A 19,252-nucleotide genomic window follows, 5' to 3' on the forward strand; every position below is an offset into this window, starting at 1 on the left:
CGGTCAGTCCCGCACTCGAAGGGCCGCAACCGGGCAAACCCGTGCACCGGCGGCGGCAGCGACCTGAAGGGACTCGGGGATTTCGCTCACCCGCAGGCGCACGTAATCCTCGTCGTCCAACTCGTAGACCTCGGGCGCGGTCTGCTCGCACAGCCCGTGGCCCTCGCAGGCTGAACGCCTGACCTCGATCTCCATGGTTCGTACTTCCATTCTTCAGCTCCGCGGGGTGACAGTCAGCGGTACCGAGTCATAGCCGCGGACGATGGGGTTCTTGCCCCGCACGGGCTCCCCGGCGAGTTCGAACCGGTCGATCTGCGAGGCGAGTGCTTCAAGCAGAGTGACGGCTTCCATTCGCGCCAACCCCTGACCCGCGCATGCGTGGACTCCGTACCCGAAGGCGACGTGGTCGAGCGGGTTACGGTCGATGCGAAACTCGTCCGGCTGGCTGTACTTCGCGGGGTCGCGGTTCGCGGCCGCCCAATGCAGGAGGACCTTCGATCCCTTCGGGACGGTGACGTCGCCGAATCTCGCGTCCTTGGTTGCGACCCGCCAGAACCCGACGACCGGTGACTCCAGTCGCAGGATCTCTTCGAAGATGGGGCCGGCCAGCGCGGGGTCCGCCTTGAGCGCTTCCCAGATCTCAGGGCGCTGCGCGAACAGTGTCATCAGCGCGCCGATCGCGTTCACCGTCGTGTCCATACCTGCCGTCAGATACGCACTTACGGTACGGACCGCGCCCAATTGCGTCAGCCGGCCGTCGTCGACCGCATCCATGATGGCCTCGCCCCACCCCCCGGGAGCAAGCTTGGAGCGATCGGCCATCGTTCCCATCCACTGGTGGTACGCCTGCAGTTGCGGAAGGTGCGCGAGAACGTAGTCGCCGAACGGGCCGAAGCCGGCGAAGGTTGCGTCCGCGCCGGGGTGCATCTTCTCGCGACCCTCGATGGGAAGGCCGACCAGGTCGCCGACCACGTTGATGGGGAAGACACGGGCGATGTCGACGACGCCGTCGAAGGTGCCCTTCGCGACCTGCTCGGCGACCAGGGTGTCGGCGTAGTTCGCGATCTGCTGACGTACCTTGGCGAGGCCGCGCGGCGCGAGCTTGTCTGAGAGCACAGCGCGGAGCGCGTCATGCTCCGGCGGGTCGGTAGCGAGCACGGAGTCCGCGATCTGCTGGTTGAACTGCTCGGTGAGCGCGACGCCCTCGGCCGAGGTGAAGGTTTCCCAATCGGCGGCAGTGGCGCGGACGTCGGCGTAGCGGGTCAGCAGGTAGAAGTCCCACTTGGTCGAATAGACCGCGGGGCTCTGCTCGCGCAGCTTCGCGAGCGGCGGGAACGGGTCCGCAACGATCTCGGGCGCGAAGAGGTCAAGATCGGTCTCAGGGCGGACGGCTGGTGAAGCCATGTCAATCTCCGTCGATCGGGTGCCTATAGACGTAGGGAGCTCTGGTCTCCATCCCGGAGACTTTCCTATCATTCAATACGACAGTCCTGCCAGATGCAACAACTGTTCTTCTGCCGGAATCGGACAGGGCCGGGGGGTTGTGGGGGTTCAGTTGCGGTCATAGGCTGCTCGAACTGCCGATTGAAACCTTTCAGATTCTCTGCGCGGCAGCCTTGTCCATCATGAAAGGTCGGTGTGCCGACGATGTCTGCCCTACTTCGCCTGTTGGTCGTCCCGGTTCTCCTGGCCGGCGTCGCTTTGTCGGCGGTCGGGCCCGCGGAAGCGCGGCCGGATCGGGGACAGCCGGGGGCGGAGAGCAGCGTGACGCTGGTGAACAAAGATGCCCAGGGCAACGCTGCGATCCGGTTCGATGTACACGGTGAGGCGATCGACGCTCACGACGGGCAGATCCAGCGTTTCGGCAACACGTACTACCTGTACGGCACGGCGTACGGGTGTGGCTACGAGTGGAACACGCCGGGTGCGCCGTTCTGTGGCTTCGTCTCCTACAGTTCGCCCGACCTGGTGAACTGGACTCCGCGCGGGTTTCTGTTCGACGCGAGTACTTCGACCTGGCAGAGCCGGTGCGACGGTACGACGTACGGCTGCTACCGGCCCCACGTGGTCTTCAACAAGCAGACCGGCAGGTACGTCTTGTGGATCAATACCTACGACAACGGGGTCGGGTATCGGGTCTTCACCTCGAAGAGTCCGGCCGCCGGATTCGTCGAGGTCGCCGAGCCTGATCTCGCCGCGCCCGAGGGGCCGCCGCGGGCTGTCAACTACGGCGATCACCAGATCTTCGTGGATGACGACGGCCAGGCGTACCTGGCCTTCACCGACTGGCGGCGCGACGGCGATCTGGTCGTGGAACGTCTCGACAAGACCTACACGACGGGGTCCGGTGCCTGGAGTCGGGTGGGCATTCGCCGTACCGAGGCGCCGACGATCTTCAAACGGGCCGGTACCTACTACCTCACCTACTCGGACCCGAACCGCGGCTACGCGACCACTGGTACCGGGTTCGTCACCGCAACCAGTCCGCTCGGTCCCTGGACTGGTACTGGCATGACGCCGGACGCCTGGTCGGTCGTCGACGGTGCGCTCCACATTGACGGCGGCGGCATCGGTCTCAGCCGGACAGGGGAGGACTGGAGCGACTACACCTTCCGCGCGACCGTGACGCCCGAGCGGGCCGCCGCGAGCGACTACGGGCAAGTGGGACTGGTGGTCCGCGCATCCAACGCGGGCAGCTACCAATGGCTGATCGGCAACTACCCCCATGCGGGTGCGTCCGGCGGCAATCTCACGTAGTTGATCCCTGGCCGCTCGGCGACCACGGTTCCCCTGCCACAGCCGATCGCCACCGGCCAAAGCTATGACATCGAGATCAGCGTCGCGGGCGGAACGATCGAGACCCGCATCGACGGGCAACTCGTCGACACCACCACCGGGCTTGCCGCCGGCAGCGGGAAAGTGGGCTTCCGGCAGAGCAATGGTGATGGCGAGCGGGCGACGGTCGCGGCGGTGTCGGTGACGGCTCCGGACGGGACGGTACTGCTCGCGGACGACTTCACGAACGGACTGGACAAATGGGACAGCCCTGGCGCCGTCATCACCGGCACCAACCTGACCACCACGTCGTGCGGCGGCCAGCCGACCGACGTCCTGCCGATCAAGACGAACGCCGGCACGATCTACCTCTACCAGTCGGATGTCTGGATGGACGCCAAGGCCAACGAGGCCCTCGCCAAGCACTATTGGCAGCCGCTCAGGTTCGACGACGCGGGCGTGATCCTGCCGATCGAGTGCGGCAACTCCTACCAGGTCACCATCCCGACCGGGCGCCCAGCGATCCTTCCTCCGCCACCCGCGATCTCGACCGGTCACGCCGGCTACCGCACCCACTGGGATGTGAGCGGCAGCCTGGCACGGGCGCAGACCTTCACCATCCCGAAGAGCGGCAAGCTGACCGGCGTGCGCTTCACAAGCTTCCAAAGCGGACACCCGAATGCGCCCGTGACGCTGGAACTGAAGCGCGTCCACAACGGCGCGATCGGCGCGACCGTCCAGTCCGTCGAGATTCCCGCGAACCAGGTGTCATGGGCCGCGCGCTGGGTGGGGCTTCGGCTTGACCGTCCGTTGCCGGTTCAGCCGGGTGACCAGTTCGCGCTGACCGTCAGTACGAAGTCGGCGACCGGCGCCTACGGCATCGCTTACACCGACGCCGACCCGTACGGCGGCGGCCAGGCCATGATCAGCCACGACGCGGGGGCGACCTGGCAGGTCGAGAGCAACCGCAGCCTGCACCTCGAAGCCGAGGTCACGCCCTGACCGACATCACCCCCATTGCTCCACCGGCTTCGGTAACTGGCAAGGTCTGATTGAATGACGGGCATGGCCGAAGGCAGTGGGTACCGCGAGCGCAACAGCACCGCGGACCGCGCGCTGAGCATCCTGCAGTTGTACAGCGACGAGCGGCCGGAGCTGACTGCACTGGATGTCGCCGAGCATCTCGGAGTCGCGCGCTCGACGGCATACCGGTACCTGCAGACGCTCGTGCAGTCCGATTTCCTCGCCGAGACGGGTCGGGGCGGCTTCCGCCTCGGCCTGCGGATCCTGGAGCTTTCGCGGATCGCTCGGACCGGGTACGACCTGACCGCGCTGGCGCTGCCGCGCATGCGGGACCTCGCCGAGCGATACCGTCAAACGGTCCTGCTGACAAAGCAGATGGGTGCCGCGGTCATCTGCCTGGAGCGCGAGGAAGCGTACGGCCAGTACGTGCGCCTGTCCTACGAGCGGGGAACCGTCCTCGATTTCAACGCGGGGGCCTCCGCGCTCGTCCTGTTCGCGTGGCTGCCGGAAGCGACGGTACGCGAGTTGCTGGCTACGACCCAGGTGCGCAAGTTCACGCCCAAAACTCTGGTCGAGCCCGACGAGATCATCGAGCGCCTGGCGCAGATCCGCCAGCAGGGATTCGCGCTGACCGACGGCGAGGTGGACCCGAACGCGGTCGGAATCGCAGCGCCTGTCTTCGGCCGCGACGGCCAGGTGCTCGCAGCGGTGAGCATGGTCTTCATCCGGCCCCTTGTGGCGCTGACCGAAATCGATGACCTCGTGGCCTCTGTCAGGTCGACGGCCGAAGTGATCACCCAAGACGCGGCCGCAGTCGGGCGCTGACCGCCCGCCTCTCGAATCGCGGCCACCTCCCACGCCGGTCGGCGCCTCGTGGGATGGGTGGCCCCTTCGCCGGCGGCGCGCGCCTGAAACTGGCCAGCTGCGGCGCCGGCGGCGCGCCGGACCTCGAAGTACCAGCACTACGGTCTTCGCGTGTTCTGTTTTTCGGGTATGATGACTTAAAAGACAGGACACTGGCGCAAGGGAGCGTGAATGACTCACCCCGTCCGCCCTACCGACGTGCTGGTCGTTGGCGCCGGCCCCGGTGGGCATGACTGTCGCGGCGCTCCTGGCCGCTCTTGACGTCGACGTGGCGGTGGTCGAGAAGAACGCCGGTACTGCGGACGACCCGAAGGCGATCAGCCTTGATGACGAGTCGTTGCGTGCCTACCAACGCGCGGGGATTGTGGCCGACGTGTTGAGGGCGATTGTGCCGGGCACCGGCACTCGTTACTACGACAGCGACAATCAGCCGGTTTTCCATGCTCGAGCGGCAGTGCCCTACCGGTCGGGTTATCCGTTCAAGAATCCGTTTGCCCAGCCCGATCTCGAACGTGTTCTCCATGCGGCGCTTGAGCGGAGCCCCCGCGTCGACCTTCGGTTCTCCACGGAGTTGATCGGGCTCGAGCAAGACGATCAGGGGATCGTCGCCCAGACGGTCGGTCCTGCCGGCGAGGGGCAGATATCCGCACGCTATGCGCTGGGCGCAGACGGGGGACGCTCGCGCGTTCGATCGTTGCTGGGGATCACCATGAGCGGGCGGAGCCACGATGACGTCTGGCTCGTCATCGACGCTCTTGGAGACGCCCACAAAGAGCGGTACGGGATGCATCACGGCGATCCACGTCGACCGTATGTGATCGTGCCCGGACTGCACGGACGGTGCCGCTACGAGTTCTACCTGTATCCCGGTGAGTGTGATGCGACCAGCGACCCGCCGTTCGAGCTGATCCAAAGACTTCTGGAGCCTCATCGCTCCATCGCGCCGGATCAGGTGGAGCGGGCGGTGACCTACCGCTTCCATGGTCTGAGCGCGGCCAGTTGGTACTCCGGCCGCGCGTTTCTGCTGGGTGACGCCGCGCACATGATGCCGCCGTTCGCGGGCCAAGGGCTCAACACAGGAATCCGTGACGCGGCAAACCTGGCGTGGAAGCTCGCGGCGGTGGTGAAGGGGTCAGCGCACGAATCGCTCCTGGAGAGCTACGAAGTCGAACGGAGACCGCACGCGGAGGCGGTGATCCGCAGCTCGGAACGACTCGGGCGGATCGTGATGACCACCAACCCGCGTATCGCGCGCTTCCGCGACCAGGTGGTACGCCGTGCGCTCGAGTCCGAGGCGGGTCGAGCCTTTTTCAAGGAGATGCGCTACCGCCCCAGCACCCGGATCGTCTCCGGCGCCGTTCACGATCCGTCGAGCAATCCGCTGGTCGGAACCGTGATCGGACAACCCCTGGTCTTCGACTTCGGTTCACATCGATGCCTGCCCTTCGACGAACTTCTCGGGCAGGGCTGGTCGGTGGTGGCGGTCGGTCTCGGCCAGGGCGGCGACGTCGAGTGGTCGCAAGCGATGGACTCGCTGCGCGGCATCGACGCACGCCTCCTCGACGTTCCGCTCGACGACCTGGTGTACGACCGGCCGGATCCGATCGGCATAGCGATCGACCTCGACACCCGGCTCTATTCCGAGTTCGAGCCGGCTCGCGGATCGTTCGTGATCATCCGCCCTGATCGGGTCGTCGCGGCTGTCGCGGCCGCCGGACAACTGCAAGAGGTCATCTCCGATCTCGGCTTTTTCACGCACGCGCAGCCGATCGCGGCAGCGCCGACCCGCTGAAAGGACATTCCATGGAACGACCGGAACGCATCACCCTGCCGGACGAGGAGAACGCCGGCCGGCTGCGCCGCACCGCCGTTTCGCACATCGGGTTCACGGTCCCTGACGTCGACGAGGCAGAGACCTTCTACACGCGCACGCTGGGGATGGTGCGCCACGCCGATTCGCCGGCTGGCGCCGTCCGTCTCGGTTGGGGAGAGGGCCACCACGTGATTGACCTCCTCCCAGGCGAGCAGGGACTTGCCCACTTCGGGTTCGAGGTCCGCGACAAGGCCGGCCTCGACGGCATCCGCCGACGCCTCGAGACCGCCGGTTCCACCTGTACCGACCTTGACCCGAGCTACATCGACGCGGCCGTGGGCACGCCTGACGGGCTGGTGGTCACCGACCCCGACGGCAACACGGTTCATTTCCACAGCGAGGTGCGCCGGTCGGGTGAGAACGCCGCCGACACCGGTCGGCGGCCCATCAAGTTCCAGCACACCACGGTCGGCACCGTCGCCGTCGCGCCTCTGGTTGCCTTCTATACCGGTGTCATCGGCTTCCGCATGTCGGATCAGCTCAAGGACGGCAACTTCGCCTGGCTCCGCAGCGACCGAGACCATCACACGCTGGCGATCGTGCGTGTCGGGCGCGCCGGTGACATCGACCACTACTCTTATGACCTCGCGGAGTGGGAGGACTTCAAGTCGTGGTGCGACCGACTGACCGAGTTGGACGTCCCGGTGACTTGGGGGCCCGGACGCCACGGGCCGGGGAACAACCTCTTTGTGTTCTTCGACGACCCCGCCGGGAACCACATCGAGTTGTCGGCAGAGATGGAGAAGTTCCACGACGACCGCGTCGACTATGTGCCTCGACGCTGGACTCCCGCGCCTCAGACCGTGAACCTCTGGGGCGGCCAGACCCCGGCCTGGCGCGGCTTGAGCGAAACGAGGATCTGATGGCTTGGGTTTCGTATCGGCAGGATGGTTTCGAGCACGTCGGCGTCGTCGACGGTGAAAAGTACATTCCACTGCGGGGAATCCGGCGGATCGACGCGGACACCGGCCTCGACGCGCTGAGAGAAGCCGATCGGGACGAAGACGCCGTCGTCGACGCAGGCTCGGTCGAGCTGCTGCCGCCCACCTGGGCTCCGCAGAAGATCTTCTGTGTCGGGCTGAATTTTCATGCGCACATCGCGGAGACGAAGCGAGACCTCCCGACCTACCCCGTCCTCTTCCCCAAGTACGCCGACAGCCTCATCGCCGCCGATCGCCCGATCCCGGTCCCTGCTGAATCCGAGCAGGTCGACTATGAAGCGGAGCTCGCCGTTGTGATCGGCCGTCCTGGTCGTCGGATCTCCCCCGAGTCCGCCCTCGAACACGTCCTGGGCTACACGGTCGCCAACGATGTCACTATGCGGGACTACCAGTACAAGACCCACCAGTGGTTGCAGGGCAAAGCATGGGATGGCGCCACACCCCTCGGCCCGTTGCTTCTTGGTACGGACGAGGTGGACGTGAGTACCGCCGGCATCCGCACGATCCTGAACGGTGAGACGCTGCAGGACTCCGATCTGTCCCACCTGATCTTCTCGATCCCCACGCTCATCGCGACGATCTCGGAATTCACCGTCCTCCGGCCCGGAGACCTGATCCTCACGGGCACACCCGGCGGGGTCGGGTTCCGGCGTGACCCTCAGGTCTTCCTTCACCCCGGCGACACCGTCATTGTGGAGATCGATGGCGTCGGCCCGGATCGAGAGCCCCGTCGTCGCGGAGTAGGCAGGCTGTCTGGTGCCGGCGGCTCCCTCGTCAGCTTGGTGGCGACGACCGCCGGACCAAGTAGTCGTAACCGGCGCGGAGCTGCGACTCGGGCCACACTCGGGCCCGCTTGTCGCGCAGCTCGTCCTCATCCGAGAAGGACACGATCTTTCCTGACGCCTGCGCACGGAGGTGGAGGTCGCACGCCGCTTCGAGCAGTACGGCATACATGACGGCGTGGGCCTCGTCGACGCCGGCTGCCACCAGTCCGTGGCGGGGCAGGATGCAGGCGGGCTGGGTGCCGATCGCCTCGGACACGATGCGGCCGCGCTCGGGGTTCCAGATCAGGTCACCCGAGAGCGGCGCCCGTGGTACGGGCGGGTCAGCGAACAGAACTCCCTCGTGCGAGATCGCGCGAAGGGGCACGTCGAGAGCGCTGAACGCGTTCACTGCTGGCGAGTGGGTATGCACCGAGGCGCCCACGTCGGTCCTGGCCCGCTGGATCTCGAGGTGGATGTGGCATTCGAGATGAACAGCTCCCTGGCCGGCGAGTAGCCGGCCGGACCAGTCGATCAATTGGATGTCGTCCGGCTCAAGTTCGTCGAACCCGAGCCCGCTGCGCTTGAGCCAGACCCCTCTGCCCGCTGGATCGCGGATGGCCACATGTCCCCACACCATGTCCTGCTGGCCGGCGTCGGCGAGCGCTCGACTCGCGGTGACGACGCGCATAGCTGTGTCGCGATCGGAGGCCACCTCAGCTCACGGGCTTCGCGAACGCACGCGCGCGATAGGCCTCGATGTCTTCGAGGTTCCACCTCGAGCTCTCTGTTGCCGCCTCCCATACGCAATCGAGTTTGCCAGTGGTGACGGTGCTGAGGTGACGGCTGCTGCCGGCCACGATGCTCGCATAGGCGACGCCGACCGGAATGTGCACGAACGTGCCGGGCGTCATCTCGACGACACCGTTCGCGCTCACCAGCAGCCGCGTACCTTCGATCTGGTACTGCACCTCGTCGGCATTGCGGCGCCGCAGATACTCTCGCCCGTCGCTGTCGGTGATGTCCGTTACGCCGACCGCGTGCTGGGCGCCCTGCCAGATCCACTGCGTCTGGTTCTCGTCCACCTTGGTCGACAGCACCTGCAGGCGCTCATCCTCCTGATGTGCCTGCTCGAGAATCAAGCGCTCGTCGGAGAGTTGTACTGCGCGGTCGCAGTGCCGGCCCCCCAGGCAGTCGGTGTGCACCTCGTTGACCGTGGCCGCCTCCCAGCCCTCGAACGGCGGGATGAGAACCTCGCTGGTGCGAACCACCTCACCGACATCGCGAAGCGGCGTCGGGAAGTACCACAGAATGTGACTCGCCTTGCGGCCGAAGTTGTCATGGGCAACCCCGCACGGGATCCGCACCAGGTCGCCGCCTTCGAGCTCGACCGTCCCCAACTCGGTCATCAATGTTCGGCCGCCGCGGATCTGGTACGACATCTCATCGACATCCAGATTCCGGTGGTACATCGGCTGCCGGAAGTTCATCTGCATCCACTCGATGCGACCTGTGTCGCCTTCCCACAGGATGCGCGGCGGGATGAATGCGCCTTCTTGGTAATCCTGGTCGAAGTGGACGACCTTGAGCGGCGGGATCGGATCCCAGGAGACGCCGGGGACCTTGGGGACCGCCGGTGACAGGAGTGCCAGTTCGTCGCGGAGTAGCCGGCGAGGTGGGTGGTCGAACGGGAACGTGGCGAACAACTCGGTGACGGTCGGCATTTTTCTTCCTCTACTTGGCCCTCAGCCCGCGGTCGCGGGGTGGGTTCTGCTGGTCGGCGACACGACAGCCATCCACATCGGCTCCTGGCGGTCGCGGAAGATGTCGCGGGCACGATCGACGTCGTCGAGCGTGAACCGATGTGTGATCAGGTCCTCGTAACGCTTGGGATCCTCGGCGAGGAGCCGCATCGCGTCGTGCGCGTCCTTGCGGGTCCCGTTGCGGGTTCCCACGAAGGTGATGCAGTTGACCGAGAAGGCCGCGGGAGGAATCACCAGAGGCTCTGGGTTGACGCCCATGTGCACGAGGCGCCCGCCGGTCTTGATCCCGCCGAAGACGAACGATGTGCCCTTCCCGTGCGGGAAGTAGTCGATCACCGCATCGACCCCGGCGGGCTCGATCGCGCGCATCCGACCGGTAACCCCTCGCGCGTCGTCGTCCGGTGAGATCGTGACGGTGCGGACCAACTCCGGATCGATCGCCTGCACCGCTGCGAGGCGGTCCTCGTCGCGTCCCACTGCGATGATCCGCCGGACTCCGTACCATCGAGCGATTGCGATGGTCGCGACTCCCATCGCTCCGGTAGCGGCAGTCACGGCGATGGTCGATCCGGCCTCGGTCTCGGCCAGTTTGAAAGCGCGCACCGCATTTGCGAAGTCGTGGGTTTTGGCGCCGAGGTCGAAACTCAGCGACTCCGGAAGCAGATCGACATTAGCGGCAGGCACGACGACGTACTCGGCGAGCCCTCCGTTGTGGTATTTGCTGTACCGGGGCATGGCGTCGGGTCCGAAGATCGCGTGCCCGATCATCGAGTTGGCGCTGCACATCATCTCGCGGTCGGTCGTGCAGTAGTCGCAGACCCCGCACGAGAGCAGGGGGTGAACCCGTACTCGTTGGTCGGCCAGCGTGGGATCCACGCCTTCGCCGACGGACTCGACAATGCCCGCGATCTCGTGGCCCAAGACCGTCGGAACGATCGGGACGCGGCCCATTCTCAGCAGGTTGAATGCTCCGGGCGCCAGCCCCGCAGCAACGACCCGGATGACGACCTCGTTCGCCCCGGCGGAGGGCTTGGGAATGTCGCCGATCCGGAACGTGCCTTCCGCGTCGACAACCTCTGCAGCGAGCATCACGCCAACTCCTCATGTCCATGGATCTTCTGGAGATACACGGCCTCGGCGGCCGGGTGAAGGGGAATCGGGGTCGCGATCGCAGTCGGCAGGTCGACGGGGTACCGCAGCGGCGAATAGTCCACAGGCAGATGGCGGTACCCGCGAGCAAGTGCTTCCGAGTTGACACTGAACGCCTGCGCGACGAGTTGGGCGAATTCATCAGGCAACCCGCTGGTCGCCGCGACGATCCACCCGGAGTAGTCGAGAGCGCGGATGGTGTCCGCCGTGTGCGGGAAATAGCCGCCGGGAAGCTCGATTGTTCTCAGCCCCCAGCGATGGTCGAGCGCAGCGACCTCGTCATCAGCGAGAGACAGTAAGACGACGGAGCCGTCCCGGGAAAGCTCCTGCCAGTCCGGGGTCATGATCGCCTCGGAGATCATGACATCTGCTCGACCCTCGTGGAGGTCAGCGATGACGTCGAACGGCTGCTCGTGCCGGGTGACCTGGCCGCCTCTCGCGACCACGTCTTCCAGTTCGACGCCGGCAGCCGACAGCACAGCATCTGCCGCGAACCCCATGAATCCGTCCGGGTCGTTGACCCCGAGCGAGATCCTCAGCGGGCCGGGGTGAGCTGCGAGTTCCGCGAGGGTCGTGATCCCAAGATCTTTGCGCACGACCGGGATCATCGCGTCGCGGTGGGGAAGTACCCCGAGCGCAACGAGGTCGGGGATCGGCGCGCCCTCGAACGGTCCGACTCCCTCTCGGGCCAGCCGAGCGAACGACGCAGGTGTCGCCAGAGCGATATCGACATCGCCGGCTCCCAGGGCGCGGAGATTGTCACCCATGCCGCGCCCGGTGTAGATCACAGCCTGCCGGTGGTCAGTTGTGTTGTCCCAGACCCACTGCGTGATCCATCCAGCGGCACGAGTGAGGTTCGCGCCGCCCCAGTCGGCCTTCAGTCGCAGCAGTCGAGAGCTGTCGTCCTCTTCGAGCATCATCGCCCTTCCGTTCTATCCTGCTTTACAATACAGGTGTCCTGACTAACAAAACCAGTGGAAGGCATGCCATGCCCAATGAGCCGACGGCCAGCCTGTCTCCGCGCCGCCTGACAACACTCGGCCACTCGTGCGTACTCCTCGAATTGGCGGCGGCCGACGGGTCGGTACGCCGCTTGATCCTGGACCCGGGCAATCTGACGGCGCCGCTCACCGCGACGGTGGCCGTCGACGCCGTGCTCATCACGCATCCGCACCCCGATCACGTAGACCCCAGCCAACTTGCGGCACTCGCGGCCGGGCGCGAACTACCGATCTTTGGAGGTGCCGGACTCGGCAGTTATCTGAGCGAGGCCGGGATTGACGCCGTCACCGAACTAGAGCCTGGCGAGCACGAGATCGCCGGAATCCAAGTGCGGGTGGGTAGCGCACCGCACGAGGTGATCCACCCCGCGCTTCCACTGCCCGCCAACCTCACCTACGAGATCGGAGGAGTTTTCGCCCCCGGCGACGCGTTTGCCCGTCCCGAGGGACAGACCGAGGTTCTCCTCGCGCCCACCGGCGCCCCATGGATGAAGCTGCTCGAGACCATCTCGTACGTCGCCGAAGTCGCGCCGCAGCGAATGGTGCCCGTTCATGACGGAGGGCTCGGGCCCGCTCACCGGACGCTCCACACCACTGTCATGAAGAAGTTCGCCCCGGAGGGCACCGAGGTAAGCGTGCTCGCGCCGGGACAATCCCTCGAGTTCTGATCACTGCCTAGGCAATCCCCGCCCATGAGGCCGGGACCGCGGGGTCAGCTGCTCGGATGTTTATGGTGATTCGGGTGTTGGGCTGCTGTTTTGCAGGTGGAAACTGAGGGTGGCTCATCCTGTCCAGCCGGGCGGTGCGAGGCTTGGCAGGTTGACGGTGAAGTCGGAGAAGTTCGGCACGGTGATGACCTGGTCAGGTTGTCGCTGGGTGCCGGTACCGCCGGCTTGGAGCCGGATGCGGAGGTTCGAGGGCAGGTTCGAGGCGACGGTGCCTGCCGCGACGTCCGCCCAGATTTCGCCGGCCATGCCTGCTCGCCCAGCAGTCCCTGACGATCTGCAAGCAACCTCGGCGACGATACGGTCGATAACTGCCCAGAGCTGCTTTGTGGGTTCGACCGGAACCCCGCGCACCGTTGTGCGCGATGACACCGGAAGCCCTCGCGTGGTCGACAGGGCGACGCCTGGTCAGCGGCGGCGGGTGCGTCGCATAACGGTCGTGATCACGATCAGGATGATCGCGATGGCGGCGATTCCGGCGGCACCGAGGTCGTCGAGCCCTGTTGCGAGCCAGCGCTGGATGGCCGCGCCGGTGTCGATCACGGGGTCGTTCGCGGCACCGCCACGCTGGACCCGGATTTCGTACCAGCCGTAGTAGGCGACGTAGGCACCGGAGACCAGCAGAAGCAGTCCACCCAGCCGGGAGACGACCCGTCCGGCTTGTCGCAGCGTGGTCAGAACGCCTTCCCGGGCGAGGGCGATGGCGAGCGACAGTGCCGTGACCACGATGCCCATGCCGAGTGCGTAGGCGGCGAAGACCGCGACGCCGCCTGTCACTGTTCCGGCGCGGAAGGTGGCCACGACGGTGACCAGGAAGGGGCCGATGGTGCAGCCCAGCGAGGCCAGTGCGTAGGCCACCCCGAACATGGTCATCGAGGTGAAGGAGCGGGTCAGGGCCGGCCCCCGACCGGCAGCAAGCCTCAGCCCAGGCAACGAGCGTCCAGTGGTCAGCCAGGCGCCGAGGACCGCGAGCACGAGCCCGAGGGCCACGGTGAACCAGGGCAGCCGGGGCTGGATCTGCGCGGCGACGGGAGCCAGGAGCAGCCCGAACACACCGAATACGGCGACGAACCCGACGGTCAGAGCAGCGGCGAAGCCGAGTGCGCGGCCGATCGCGACGGTTCTTCGCGCTGGTTGGTCGCCGAGTACCAGCAAGGATGCGTAGGCGGGCAGGAGGGCGAAGCCGCAGGGATTGACGACGGCCAGGGTCCCCGCCGCCAGGGCCAGCCCGATCGGCACGCTGTACATGGTCAACTGGTGAGTTCGGCGACCTTGGCGCGTAGGTCGTCGCCCCCGAGGACACCGGAGAAGGTGACGTGCCCGGCGGCATCGAGCAGCACATAGGTGGATTGCTGGGTCACGCTGAACCGTCGCCAGATCTGCCCGGTGGGATCGCTGAGATGGGTGATAGCGCCGGTCTTGGTCCGGTCCACGAACGGCTGCATGTTCTTCTGGTCGTCGAGACCGGCGACTCCGAGGACGCCGAGCCGGCCGGCGTGATGTTGCTGGACGTCCAAGACGTCGGGTGCTTCGGCGGCGCAGGTCGGGCACCACGGTGCCCAGAACCACAACAGCACCGGCTTTCCCGCGAGGGTTGCCGCGTCGAACGGTCGACCTGCCAAAGTGGTGCCGGTGAAGGCCAGTTCCCCGACCGGGACAGACCTGCCCGGGCTGCCGGTGGCGGTTGTCTGTGGCGGGGAGGCTGCTCCGGGACCTCGAGCGGTCGCCGATGTGGTCGGGTTTGTTGTTGCGCCGGAGCTGCCGGCGCCGCACCCGGACAGCGTGACCCCCAGAACCAGCGCCGCTACCAGTGCCGCGGCAGATCCAGGAAGTCGCATGACTGTCACGGTGCCACATTTACAGTGATGGTTTCCGTTAGCCCGCTTACGGTCCGTCAACATTCCGGGCGCCGGATCAGACCGCCTCAGACCGACTGGCTGCGGGGCCCATGTCGACAGCGTTGCCGTGACAGCGAGGCCGGCCTGCTGCTCGGCGACTCCTACCATCCCGGCGGACTAGCCATGACTCGCCGGCTCGCGGACGCGACCGGCATCGAGCACGGAGGTGAGGTCCTCGACATCGCGTCCGGGTGCGGCACCACCGCGCTGCTGATGGCCCGCGAACGGGCGGCGCGGGTGGTCGGTGTCGATCTGTCGGCCGCGAACGTCGCGTTGGCGACCGGTGCCGCGACCTTGGCCGGGCTGACCGGGCAGATCCGCTTCGAGGTCGGTGACGCCGAGCAGCTTCCCGTCCCGGACGCGAGCGTCGACATGGTGCTGTGCGAGTGCGCGATGTGCACCTTTCCCGACAAGGTGAACGCTGCGGCCGAGATCAACGGGGTACGCCGCGCTGCTCACCGCCGCCGGCCTGACGGTGACCTCCATCGAAGGTCATGACGCCACGGTCGGCCGGATGATCGACCAGATCGAGGCACGGCTGGAGTTCCTGCGCCTCACCGCCCCCGCCGGCTGCACGCGGGCGGCATCGAGCCGGACCGAACAAGGCAACCCTCGCCGCGGCGCGCCGCGCGGTCAGCGACGGTGTCCTCGGGTACGTGTTGATCGTGGCACACAAACCCGGCCCGGAAACGACGAAGGACATTCCATGAGCAGTCTGCGGCGAGTCCTGCTGGCCACTACCGGAGCGGGGGTAGCAGGAGCGGCAACCTACCTCGGTCTGGTGACCGGTGCGGCGCCGCTCGACCTCGGTATCGGCCGCCGAACCAGACCGCTGGGGCCGTTGCGGATCGAGATCGCCGCCCCGCCCGAGACGGTCTTCGACGCGATCACTGCCCCGTACGGCGAACGCGTACCCCGGGCGCTCCAGGAAAAAGTGCAGGTGCTGGACCGTGGCGAAGACATGGTTCTGGCCGCCCACTACACCCCGATCAGGGGCCGGCTGCGGGCCACCACAGTGGAGACCGTACGGTTCGACCGGCCCGGCCGCGTCGACTTTCGCCTGGTCCGCGGCCCGGTACCCCAGGTGCAGGAAACATTCGACCTGGATGCCGTCGACGGCGGCACCACTCTCACCTACACCGGGGAACTCGGCACCGATCTGTGGGGCCTGGGGCAGGCCTGGGGCAACCTCGTCGCAACAAAGTGGATCGCCACCGTCCAAGCCTCCCTCGACACGATCAAAACCGAGTCCGAACGCCGCGCTCGCCGGTAGCCGCGCGTTGTGTGACAGCGCTCACCGACCCCCGCCAGGCCCGCACCTGGCGTCGCTGTTGAAGCCACCCGGTCAGATCGTGGTGGCCCGACGCGAAGGAGCTGAGATGGCTGACGTGAGCGCCCACCCGGCAACCCCGATGATCTCGGTAGACCACCCGACCAGAGGAGCCATCGCCGGCCTCGCCGGTGGGGTCGTGTTCGGGATCCTGATGCAGACGATGGACATGATCGCGATGGGGTCGTGACCCTCACGATGGCCTGGCGAGCTACCCGCTGGGCGGCAGCAGCACCAGGTAAGTCCCGATGACCGACGAGCACGAATAGGTGGCAACCGGGTGGGCACAGGGCCGCCAAGTCATCTCGTCTAGTCGAGGGGTGAGGTGGCTCAGCCCTGGCACTGAAGCAATCGGTGTCAGGACTGTCTCGCCTGACCGCAGGCTGGTCAGGCGAGGAGTAGGTTGACCTCGGAGGGGGACCAATACGTCTTGGGGACAGTTGTGTCAGACCATCGGACGACGCCACACAAAGCAGTCTTCACCCGGCGACCCCGGGCCTGCCCGGACCCGTCTGGGGACTTGATGGAGCGGGTCGCTGCCGGTGATTGTGACGCCTTCGCTGAGTTCTACGACGCGACAGCGGCCAGTGCCTACGGGCTGATCCGCCGGATCCTGCGCGACCCCGCCACGTCCGAAGAGGTCGCCCAGGACGTCATGATCGAGTTGTTGCGCACCGCAGCCGGCTACGACGCCGCGCGTAGTTCGATCACCGGTTGGGTGCTGACCTTGGCACACCGCCGCGCGATCGACCGAGTCCGTGCCGAACACCCCCGCCAGCGGCCCGAACGCGACACCCCCGCCCTGCGCCAGGGCTATCCGATCGACTACGACCACGCGACCGACCAGACCACCACCCATCTGGACGCGGACACGGTCCGGGACTGCCTGACCCGACTGACTCGGCTGCAACGCGCCACCATCGAACTGGCCTATTACGACGGCTACACCTACCCCGAGGTCGCCGAGTCCCTGGGAGAGTCCCTACCGGCGGTCAAGGACCGGATGAGGGCCGCCCTGCACCGGCTACGTGACTGTCTGCACGACCTCAAACCGGCCTAGCGGACCTGGCCTGGCGCCGCCTGTCTGGGGCCATTGTTGAACTCATGGCCTCGTGTTGTACTGATACAAGGAAGTGATGCCATGTCCACGGTCCAGAAGCAGAAGTCTTCCTCGCGCCGGCAATCCATGGCCGGCCGGCCAATTCCGCGGTCGGCCCGGATCGGTCTGCAGGTCGCCGACGGACTCGTACGGGTCGAGGTGGCCGGCGCGCTGGATGCCCACGCGGCGTCGGTGGTGCGGGAGGTTCTGCTGGATGCCTGCGACCTGAGCACCGGAGTAGTCGTGCTGGATCTCGACGCGGTCTCCCGCCTGGACGACGGCGCCAGCCTGCCGCACCTGCTGGACGAAGCCCAAAGGCGCTGCTGGGCAGCGCGGTGCAGCCTTCAAGTGACCGCAACACACCCCGAAGTCCTGGCAGCGCTGGCCGACGCCGGTATGTGAAGCAGCGCCGGCCGTGACTCACACCTGCAGATGGCTTGGTGGTCAGCAGCGATCGGCATCGAGGGCGGTGGGAGGGCCACGGAAGACATGCTCTTCTGTCCTCTTCCGACTCCGCTGCGGTCGTGCCACGATGCGAAAATCTCCTGACTAGGAAGCGTGCGTCGATCGATGAGCCTGGCGAGTTATGCGACGTTGTCGATTACGGCGGTCGATATGGCACAGGGGCGCGAGGATCTGCGCGGTATCGCTCATGTTCACTGGGAAGGTCCCGACGGCGGGTCGGAGGAGAGCTCAATCGAAGATCTCGTCCGCTGGCTCGATAGAACCGGCGGCCTGGCCTACGTTCAGGAGCCAGATGGAACTCGCGGGCCGCGGATTCATGCCGTCGGCGACAAGCCGCATCGCTACATTCGCAGCAACACAGACGAGGCCGCTGACACCCTGCTGGGGTTGTCGCGGCCGCACCCAGCCACACCCACTCACCGAACGTCAAGACACCGTTGGGGAGGTCGGCGGCCCGGATGACGGCATCGTGCCGAGCTGGTTGACGGCCGTTTCGGCGTTTGCGGCGCTGGTGGCTGAGGTGACCGGGACGAGGCCGATGGCGAGCAGACCGACGGCGAAGCCGAGGTACAGGGCGACGATGGATCCGTCTCCGCCGAGGGTATTGGCTCCACCGAGCGATGCCTGCACTGTCTGCAGGACCGCAGCAGCGACAAACCCTGCCCCGGCGGCCATGATCAGTGGCCGCACGTGAAGGTATCCGCCTGCGAGCGCTGTGATGGCCAGCACCAGGGTGACGATCACTCCGATCGTTCCGAGCGTGATGAGTCGCGGCGGGGTCTGGCTGCCCAGGCCGAGCAGCGGGCTCGCCGCAGCACCTACTCCCAAGGCGATGGCGGATCTGTCGAGCCTGCGGCGTGCTCCGCTGACTTGGTTCATGAGGCAGCCCGCAGCAGTTTCACCAGTACGCCGCCGCGTTGGCGCCAAAGGGGGCGGATGACGCCGTCGATGCCGTAGGCCCGGCCGGCCGCGACGGCGAACAGCATCAGATGCGCGGCGATCATCAGGAAGTACGACCAGAACCATTCGTTCGGCGTCCGTAACACCGACAGGGTGATCGCCATCGACTGTGCGACGCCTACCAAGGCCCAGAACCGGGTCGCCAGGCCGACCAGCAGGAACGCGCCGAGACACCCCTCGATGAGGAAGGTCAGCCAGGCGAACAACAGGAAGTTCGGCAACACGAGGTGTTGCACGAACCAGGCCCAGGGCGCGAATACTTGGTGTTGTACGCCGTTGAGGGTCCACTGGTACAGGCCGTCCGGTGGATCGGAGTGGTTACCGAACCGCGGTGGCCGCTTCCACGACAGGTTCTGGATCCACAGCAATGCGACGGTGATCCGGACGAGCGCGACCAACGCCCGCGACAGCCGGGAAGAGACCAAGGCTTCGTCCGACGCGTTTGGTCTTCGGGTCTGTTCGGTTACCGCCATGGCTCGCCTTCTTCGCCTCGGACTCTTACCGTCCATCAATCCGCACCAGGCTCCTCCACACAAGGCGCAGCGGCCTTACGGCTCCGAAACACTACAGACGATCGCGCTCAGGGCACATAGAGGACGCCGGTCGCGCCGACACCCTGCGCTGG

The 19,252-nt window shown here is 66.4% G+C and carries 22 protein-coding genes and 1 pseudogene; 12 read left to right on the top strand and 11 right to left on the bottom strand.

All coding sequences use genetic code 11. The annotated features are described in order from the left end of the window. Positions 1-3: 3 nt before the first annotated feature. Together F1D05_RS29920 and F1D05_RS29925 are read right to left on the bottom strand one after the other, a co-directional pair. Positions 4-195 (bottom strand): ferredoxin, encoded by a 192-nt coding sequence (locus F1D05_RS29920; protein ID WP_185443748.1) that lies wholly within the window; start codon positions 193-195, stop codon positions 4-6. A gap of 18 nt (positions 196-213) precedes the next feature. Then, entirely contained in the window at positions 214-1,404 is a 1,191-nt protein-coding gene (locus tag F1D05_RS29925) for a cytochrome P450 (protein WP_185443749.1), read from the bottom strand. A gap of 243 nt (positions 1,405-1,647) precedes the next feature. On the opposite strand from F1D05_RS29925, the gene F1D05_RS29930 reads away from it, so the two are divergent. The 6 genes and pseudogenes from F1D05_RS29930 to F1D05_RS43225 all read left to right on the top strand — a co-directional run. Continuing rightward, positions 1,648-2,757: a family 43 glycosylhydrolase gene (locus F1D05_RS29930; protein WP_185443750.1), complete on the top strand. Its 1,110-nt coding sequence runs from the start codon at positions 1,648-1,650 to the stop codon at positions 2,755-2,757. Further along, entirely contained in the window at positions 2,758-3,777 is a 1,020-nt protein-coding gene (locus F1D05_RS29935) for a hypothetical protein (RefSeq protein WP_185443751.1), read from the top strand. Positions 3,778-3,831: 54 nt separating this feature from the next. Further along, a complete protein-coding gene (locus F1D05_RS29940; RefSeq protein WP_185443752.1) occupies positions 3,832-4,623 on the top strand; it encodes an IclR family transcriptional regulator in 792 nt (263 codons plus the stop codon). 268 nt (positions 4,624-4,891) lie between these two features. Next, positions 4,892-6,454, top strand: coding sequence for an FAD-dependent monooxygenase (locus F1D05_RS29945; RefSeq protein WP_185443753.1), 1,563 nt, complete (start codon positions 4,892-4,894; stop codon positions 6,452-6,454). A gap of 11 nt (positions 6,455-6,465) precedes the next feature. After that, on the top strand, positions 6,466-7,398 hold the full coding sequence (locus tag F1D05_RS29950; protein ID WP_185443754.1) for a VOC family protein: 933 nt from the start codon (positions 6,466-6,468) through the stop codon (positions 7,396-7,398). Next, positions 7,398-8,132 (top strand): annotated as a pseudogene (locus tag F1D05_RS43225) (fumarylacetoacetate hydrolase family protein); the annotation flags it as partial. The gene F1D05_RS29950 and the pseudogene F1D05_RS43225, both read left to right, overlap by 1 nt. Before the next feature lie 118 nt (positions 8,133-8,250). On the opposite strand, the gene F1D05_RS29960 reads toward F1D05_RS43225, so the two are convergent. Genes F1D05_RS29960 through F1D05_RS29975 form a run of 4 tightly spaced genes read right to left on the bottom strand, consistent with a single transcriptional unit; the run spans position 8,251 to position 12,069 of the window. Beyond that, positions 8,251-8,952 carry a class II aldolase/adducin family protein gene (locus F1D05_RS29960; protein WP_206685877.1) on the bottom strand — a complete coding sequence of 234 codons (702 nt, stop codon included), beginning with the start codon at positions 8,950-8,952 and terminating at the stop codon, positions 8,251-8,253. A 1-nt stretch (position 8,953) separates the two neighbouring features. Next, on the bottom strand, positions 8,954-9,961 hold the full coding sequence (locus tag F1D05_RS29965) for a hypothetical protein (protein WP_185443755.1): 1,008 nt from the start codon (positions 9,959-9,961) through the stop codon (positions 8,954-8,956). A 21-nt stretch (positions 9,962-9,982) separates the two neighbouring features. Then, positions 9,983-11,089, bottom strand: coding sequence for a zinc-dependent alcohol dehydrogenase (locus F1D05_RS29970; protein ID WP_185443756.1), 1,107 nt, complete (start codon positions 11,087-11,089; stop codon positions 9,983-9,985). Then, entirely contained in the window at positions 11,089-12,069 is a 981-nt protein-coding gene (locus F1D05_RS29975) for a TAXI family TRAP transporter solute-binding subunit (RefSeq protein ID WP_185443757.1), read from the bottom strand. Before F1D05_RS29975 ends, F1D05_RS29970 begins: the two co-directional genes overlap by 1 nt. 68 nt (positions 12,070-12,137) lie before the next feature. Between F1D05_RS29975 and F1D05_RS29980 the strand changes: the two genes are divergently transcribed. Then, positions 12,138-12,818 carry an MBL fold metallo-hydrolase gene (locus tag F1D05_RS29980; RefSeq protein ID WP_185443758.1) on the top strand — a complete coding sequence of 227 codons (681 nt, stop codon included), beginning with the start codon at positions 12,138-12,140 and terminating at the stop codon, positions 12,816-12,818. Between the two features lie 114 nt (positions 12,819-12,932). On the opposite strand, the gene F1D05_RS29985 is transcribed toward F1D05_RS29980, so the two are convergent. From F1D05_RS29985 to F1D05_RS29995, 3 genes are all read right to left on the bottom strand, one after another. Continuing rightward, positions 12,933-13,124, bottom strand: coding sequence for a hypothetical protein (locus tag F1D05_RS29985; RefSeq protein ID WP_185443759.1), 192 nt, complete (start codon positions 13,122-13,124; stop codon positions 12,933-12,935). Between the two features lie 159 nt (positions 13,125-13,283). After that, positions 13,284-14,123 (bottom strand): cytochrome c biogenesis CcdA family protein, encoded by an 840-nt coding sequence (locus F1D05_RS29990; protein ID WP_185449616.1) that lies wholly within the window; start codon positions 14,121-14,123, stop codon positions 13,284-13,286. A 2-nt stretch (positions 14,124-14,125) separates the two neighbouring features. Further along, the gene (locus F1D05_RS29995) at positions 14,126-14,713 is read right to left on the bottom strand and encodes a TlpA family protein disulfide reductase (protein WP_206685878.1); all 588 of its coding nucleotides are present in this window, start codon (positions 14,711-14,713) and stop codon (positions 14,126-14,128) included. A gap of 183 nt (positions 14,714-14,896) precedes the next feature. On the opposite strand from F1D05_RS29995, the gene F1D05_RS39145 reads away from it, so the two are divergent. The 5 genes from F1D05_RS39145 to F1D05_RS30020 all read left to right on the top strand — a co-directional run bounded on the left by F1D05_RS39145 (position 14,897) and on the right by F1D05_RS30020 (position 17,604). After that, complete coding sequence (locus F1D05_RS39145; RefSeq protein ID WP_206685879.1) at positions 14,897-15,271, top strand: class I SAM-dependent methyltransferase; 375 nt, start codon at positions 14,897-14,899, stop codon at positions 15,269-15,271. 208 nt (positions 15,272-15,479) lie between these two features. Next, positions 15,480-16,046: an SRPBCC family protein gene (locus F1D05_RS30005; protein WP_185443760.1), complete on the top strand. Its 567-nt coding sequence runs from the start codon at positions 15,480-15,482 to the stop codon at positions 16,044-16,046. A gap of 106 nt (positions 16,047-16,152) precedes the next feature. After that, positions 16,153-16,293, top strand: coding sequence for a hypothetical protein (locus F1D05_RS30010; protein ID WP_185443761.1), 141 nt, complete (start codon positions 16,153-16,155; stop codon positions 16,291-16,293). Positions 16,294-16,626: 333 nt separating this feature from the next. After that, the gene (locus F1D05_RS30015; RefSeq protein WP_185443762.1) at positions 16,627-17,163 is read left to right on the top strand and encodes a sigma-70 family RNA polymerase sigma factor; all 537 of its coding nucleotides are present in this window, start codon (positions 16,627-16,629) and stop codon (positions 17,161-17,163) included. Between the two features lie 81 nt (positions 17,164-17,244). Beyond that, positions 17,245-17,604, top strand: coding sequence for an STAS domain-containing protein (locus tag F1D05_RS30020; RefSeq protein WP_185443763.1), 360 nt, complete (start codon positions 17,245-17,247; stop codon positions 17,602-17,604). A 489-nt stretch (positions 17,605-18,093) separates the two neighbouring features. Here the strand turns inward: F1D05_RS30020 and F1D05_RS30025 are convergent, their stop codons facing one another. Together F1D05_RS30025 and F1D05_RS30030 are read right to left on the bottom strand one after the other, a co-directional pair. After that, complete coding sequence (locus tag F1D05_RS30025) at positions 18,094-18,546, bottom strand: Rv1678 family membrane protein (RefSeq protein ID WP_185443764.1); 453 nt, start codon at positions 18,544-18,546, stop codon at positions 18,094-18,096. Then, positions 18,543-19,100, bottom strand: a complete 558-nt coding sequence (locus tag F1D05_RS30030; protein WP_185443765.1) for a DoxX family protein — start codon at positions 19,098-19,100, stop codon at positions 18,543-18,545. Before F1D05_RS30030 ends, F1D05_RS30025 begins: the two co-directional genes overlap by 4 nt. Between the last annotated feature and the right edge of the window lie 152 nt (positions 19,101-19,252).

The sequence above is a fragment of the Kribbella qitaiheensis genome (assembly GCF_014217565.1).
Taxonomy (GTDB): Bacteria; Actinomycetota; Actinomycetes; order Propionibacteriales; family Kribbellaceae; genus Kribbella; species Kribbella qitaiheensis_A.

Coding starts and splice junctions, on each gene's coding strand:
- F1D05_RS29920 (WP_185443748.1), bottom strand. CDS start 195: ATGGAGATCGAGGTCAGGCGTTCAGCCTGCGAGGGCCACGGGCTGTGC.
- F1D05_RS29925 (WP_185443749.1), bottom strand. CDS start 1,404: ATGGCTTCACCAGCCGTCCGCCCTGAGACCGATCTTGACCTCTTCGCG.
- F1D05_RS29930 (WP_185443750.1), top strand. CDS start 1,648: ATGTCTGCCCTACTTCGCCTGTTGGTCGTCCCGGTTCTCCTGGCCGGC.
- F1D05_RS29940 (WP_185443752.1), top strand. CDS start 3,832: ATGACGGGCATGGCCGAAGGCAGTGGGTACCGCGAGCGCAACAGCACC.
- F1D05_RS29945 (WP_185443753.1), top strand. CDS start 4,892: ATGACTGTCGCGGCGCTCCTGGCCGCTCTTGACGTCGACGTGGCGGTG.
- F1D05_RS29950 (WP_185443754.1), top strand. CDS start 6,466: ATGGAACGACCGGAACGCATCACCCTGCCGGACGAGGAGAACGCCGGC.
- F1D05_RS29965 (WP_185443755.1), bottom strand. CDS start 9,961: ATGCCGACCGTCACCGAGTTGTTCGCCACGTTCCCGTTCGACCACCCA.
- F1D05_RS29970 (WP_185443756.1), bottom strand. CDS start 11,089: ATGCTCGCTGCAGAGGTTGTCGACGCGGAAGGCACGTTCCGGATCGGC.
- F1D05_RS29975 (WP_185443757.1), bottom strand. CDS start 12,069: ATGATGCTCGAAGAGGACGACAGCTCTCGACTGCTGCGACTGAAGGCC.
- F1D05_RS29980 (WP_185443758.1), top strand. CDS start 12,138: ATGCCCAATGAGCCGACGGCCAGCCTGTCTCCGCGCCGCCTGACAACA.
- F1D05_RS29985 (WP_185443759.1), bottom strand. CDS start 13,124: ATGGCCGGCGAAATCTGGGCGGACGTCGCGGCAGGCACCGTCGCCTCG.
- F1D05_RS29990 (WP_185449616.1), bottom strand. CDS start 14,123: ATGTACAGCGTGCCGATCGGGCTGGCCCTGGCGGCGGGGACCCTGGCC.
- F1D05_RS29995 (WP_206685878.1), bottom strand. CDS start 14,713: ATGCGACTTCCTGGATCTGCCGCGGCACTGGTAGCGGCGCTGGTTCTG.
- F1D05_RS39145 (WP_206685879.1), top strand. CDS start 14,897: ATGACTCGCCGGCTCGCGGACGCGACCGGCATCGAGCACGGAGGTGAG.
- F1D05_RS30005 (WP_185443760.1), top strand. CDS start 15,480: ATGAGCAGTCTGCGGCGAGTCCTGCTGGCCACTACCGGAGCGGGGGTA.
- F1D05_RS30010 (WP_185443761.1), top strand. CDS start 16,153: ATGGCTGACGTGAGCGCCCACCCGGCAACCCCGATGATCTCGGTAGAC.
- F1D05_RS30015 (WP_185443762.1), top strand. CDS start 16,627: ATGGAGCGGGTCGCTGCCGGTGATTGTGACGCCTTCGCTGAGTTCTAC.
- F1D05_RS30020 (WP_185443763.1), top strand. CDS start 17,245: ATGTCCACGGTCCAGAAGCAGAAGTCTTCCTCGCGCCGGCAATCCATG.
- F1D05_RS30025 (WP_185443764.1), bottom strand. CDS start 18,546: ATGAACCAAGTCAGCGGAGCACGCCGCAGGCTCGACAGATCCGCCATC.
- F1D05_RS30030 (WP_185443765.1), bottom strand. CDS start 19,100: ATGGCGGTAACCGAACAGACCCGAAGACCAAACGCGTCGGACGAAGCC.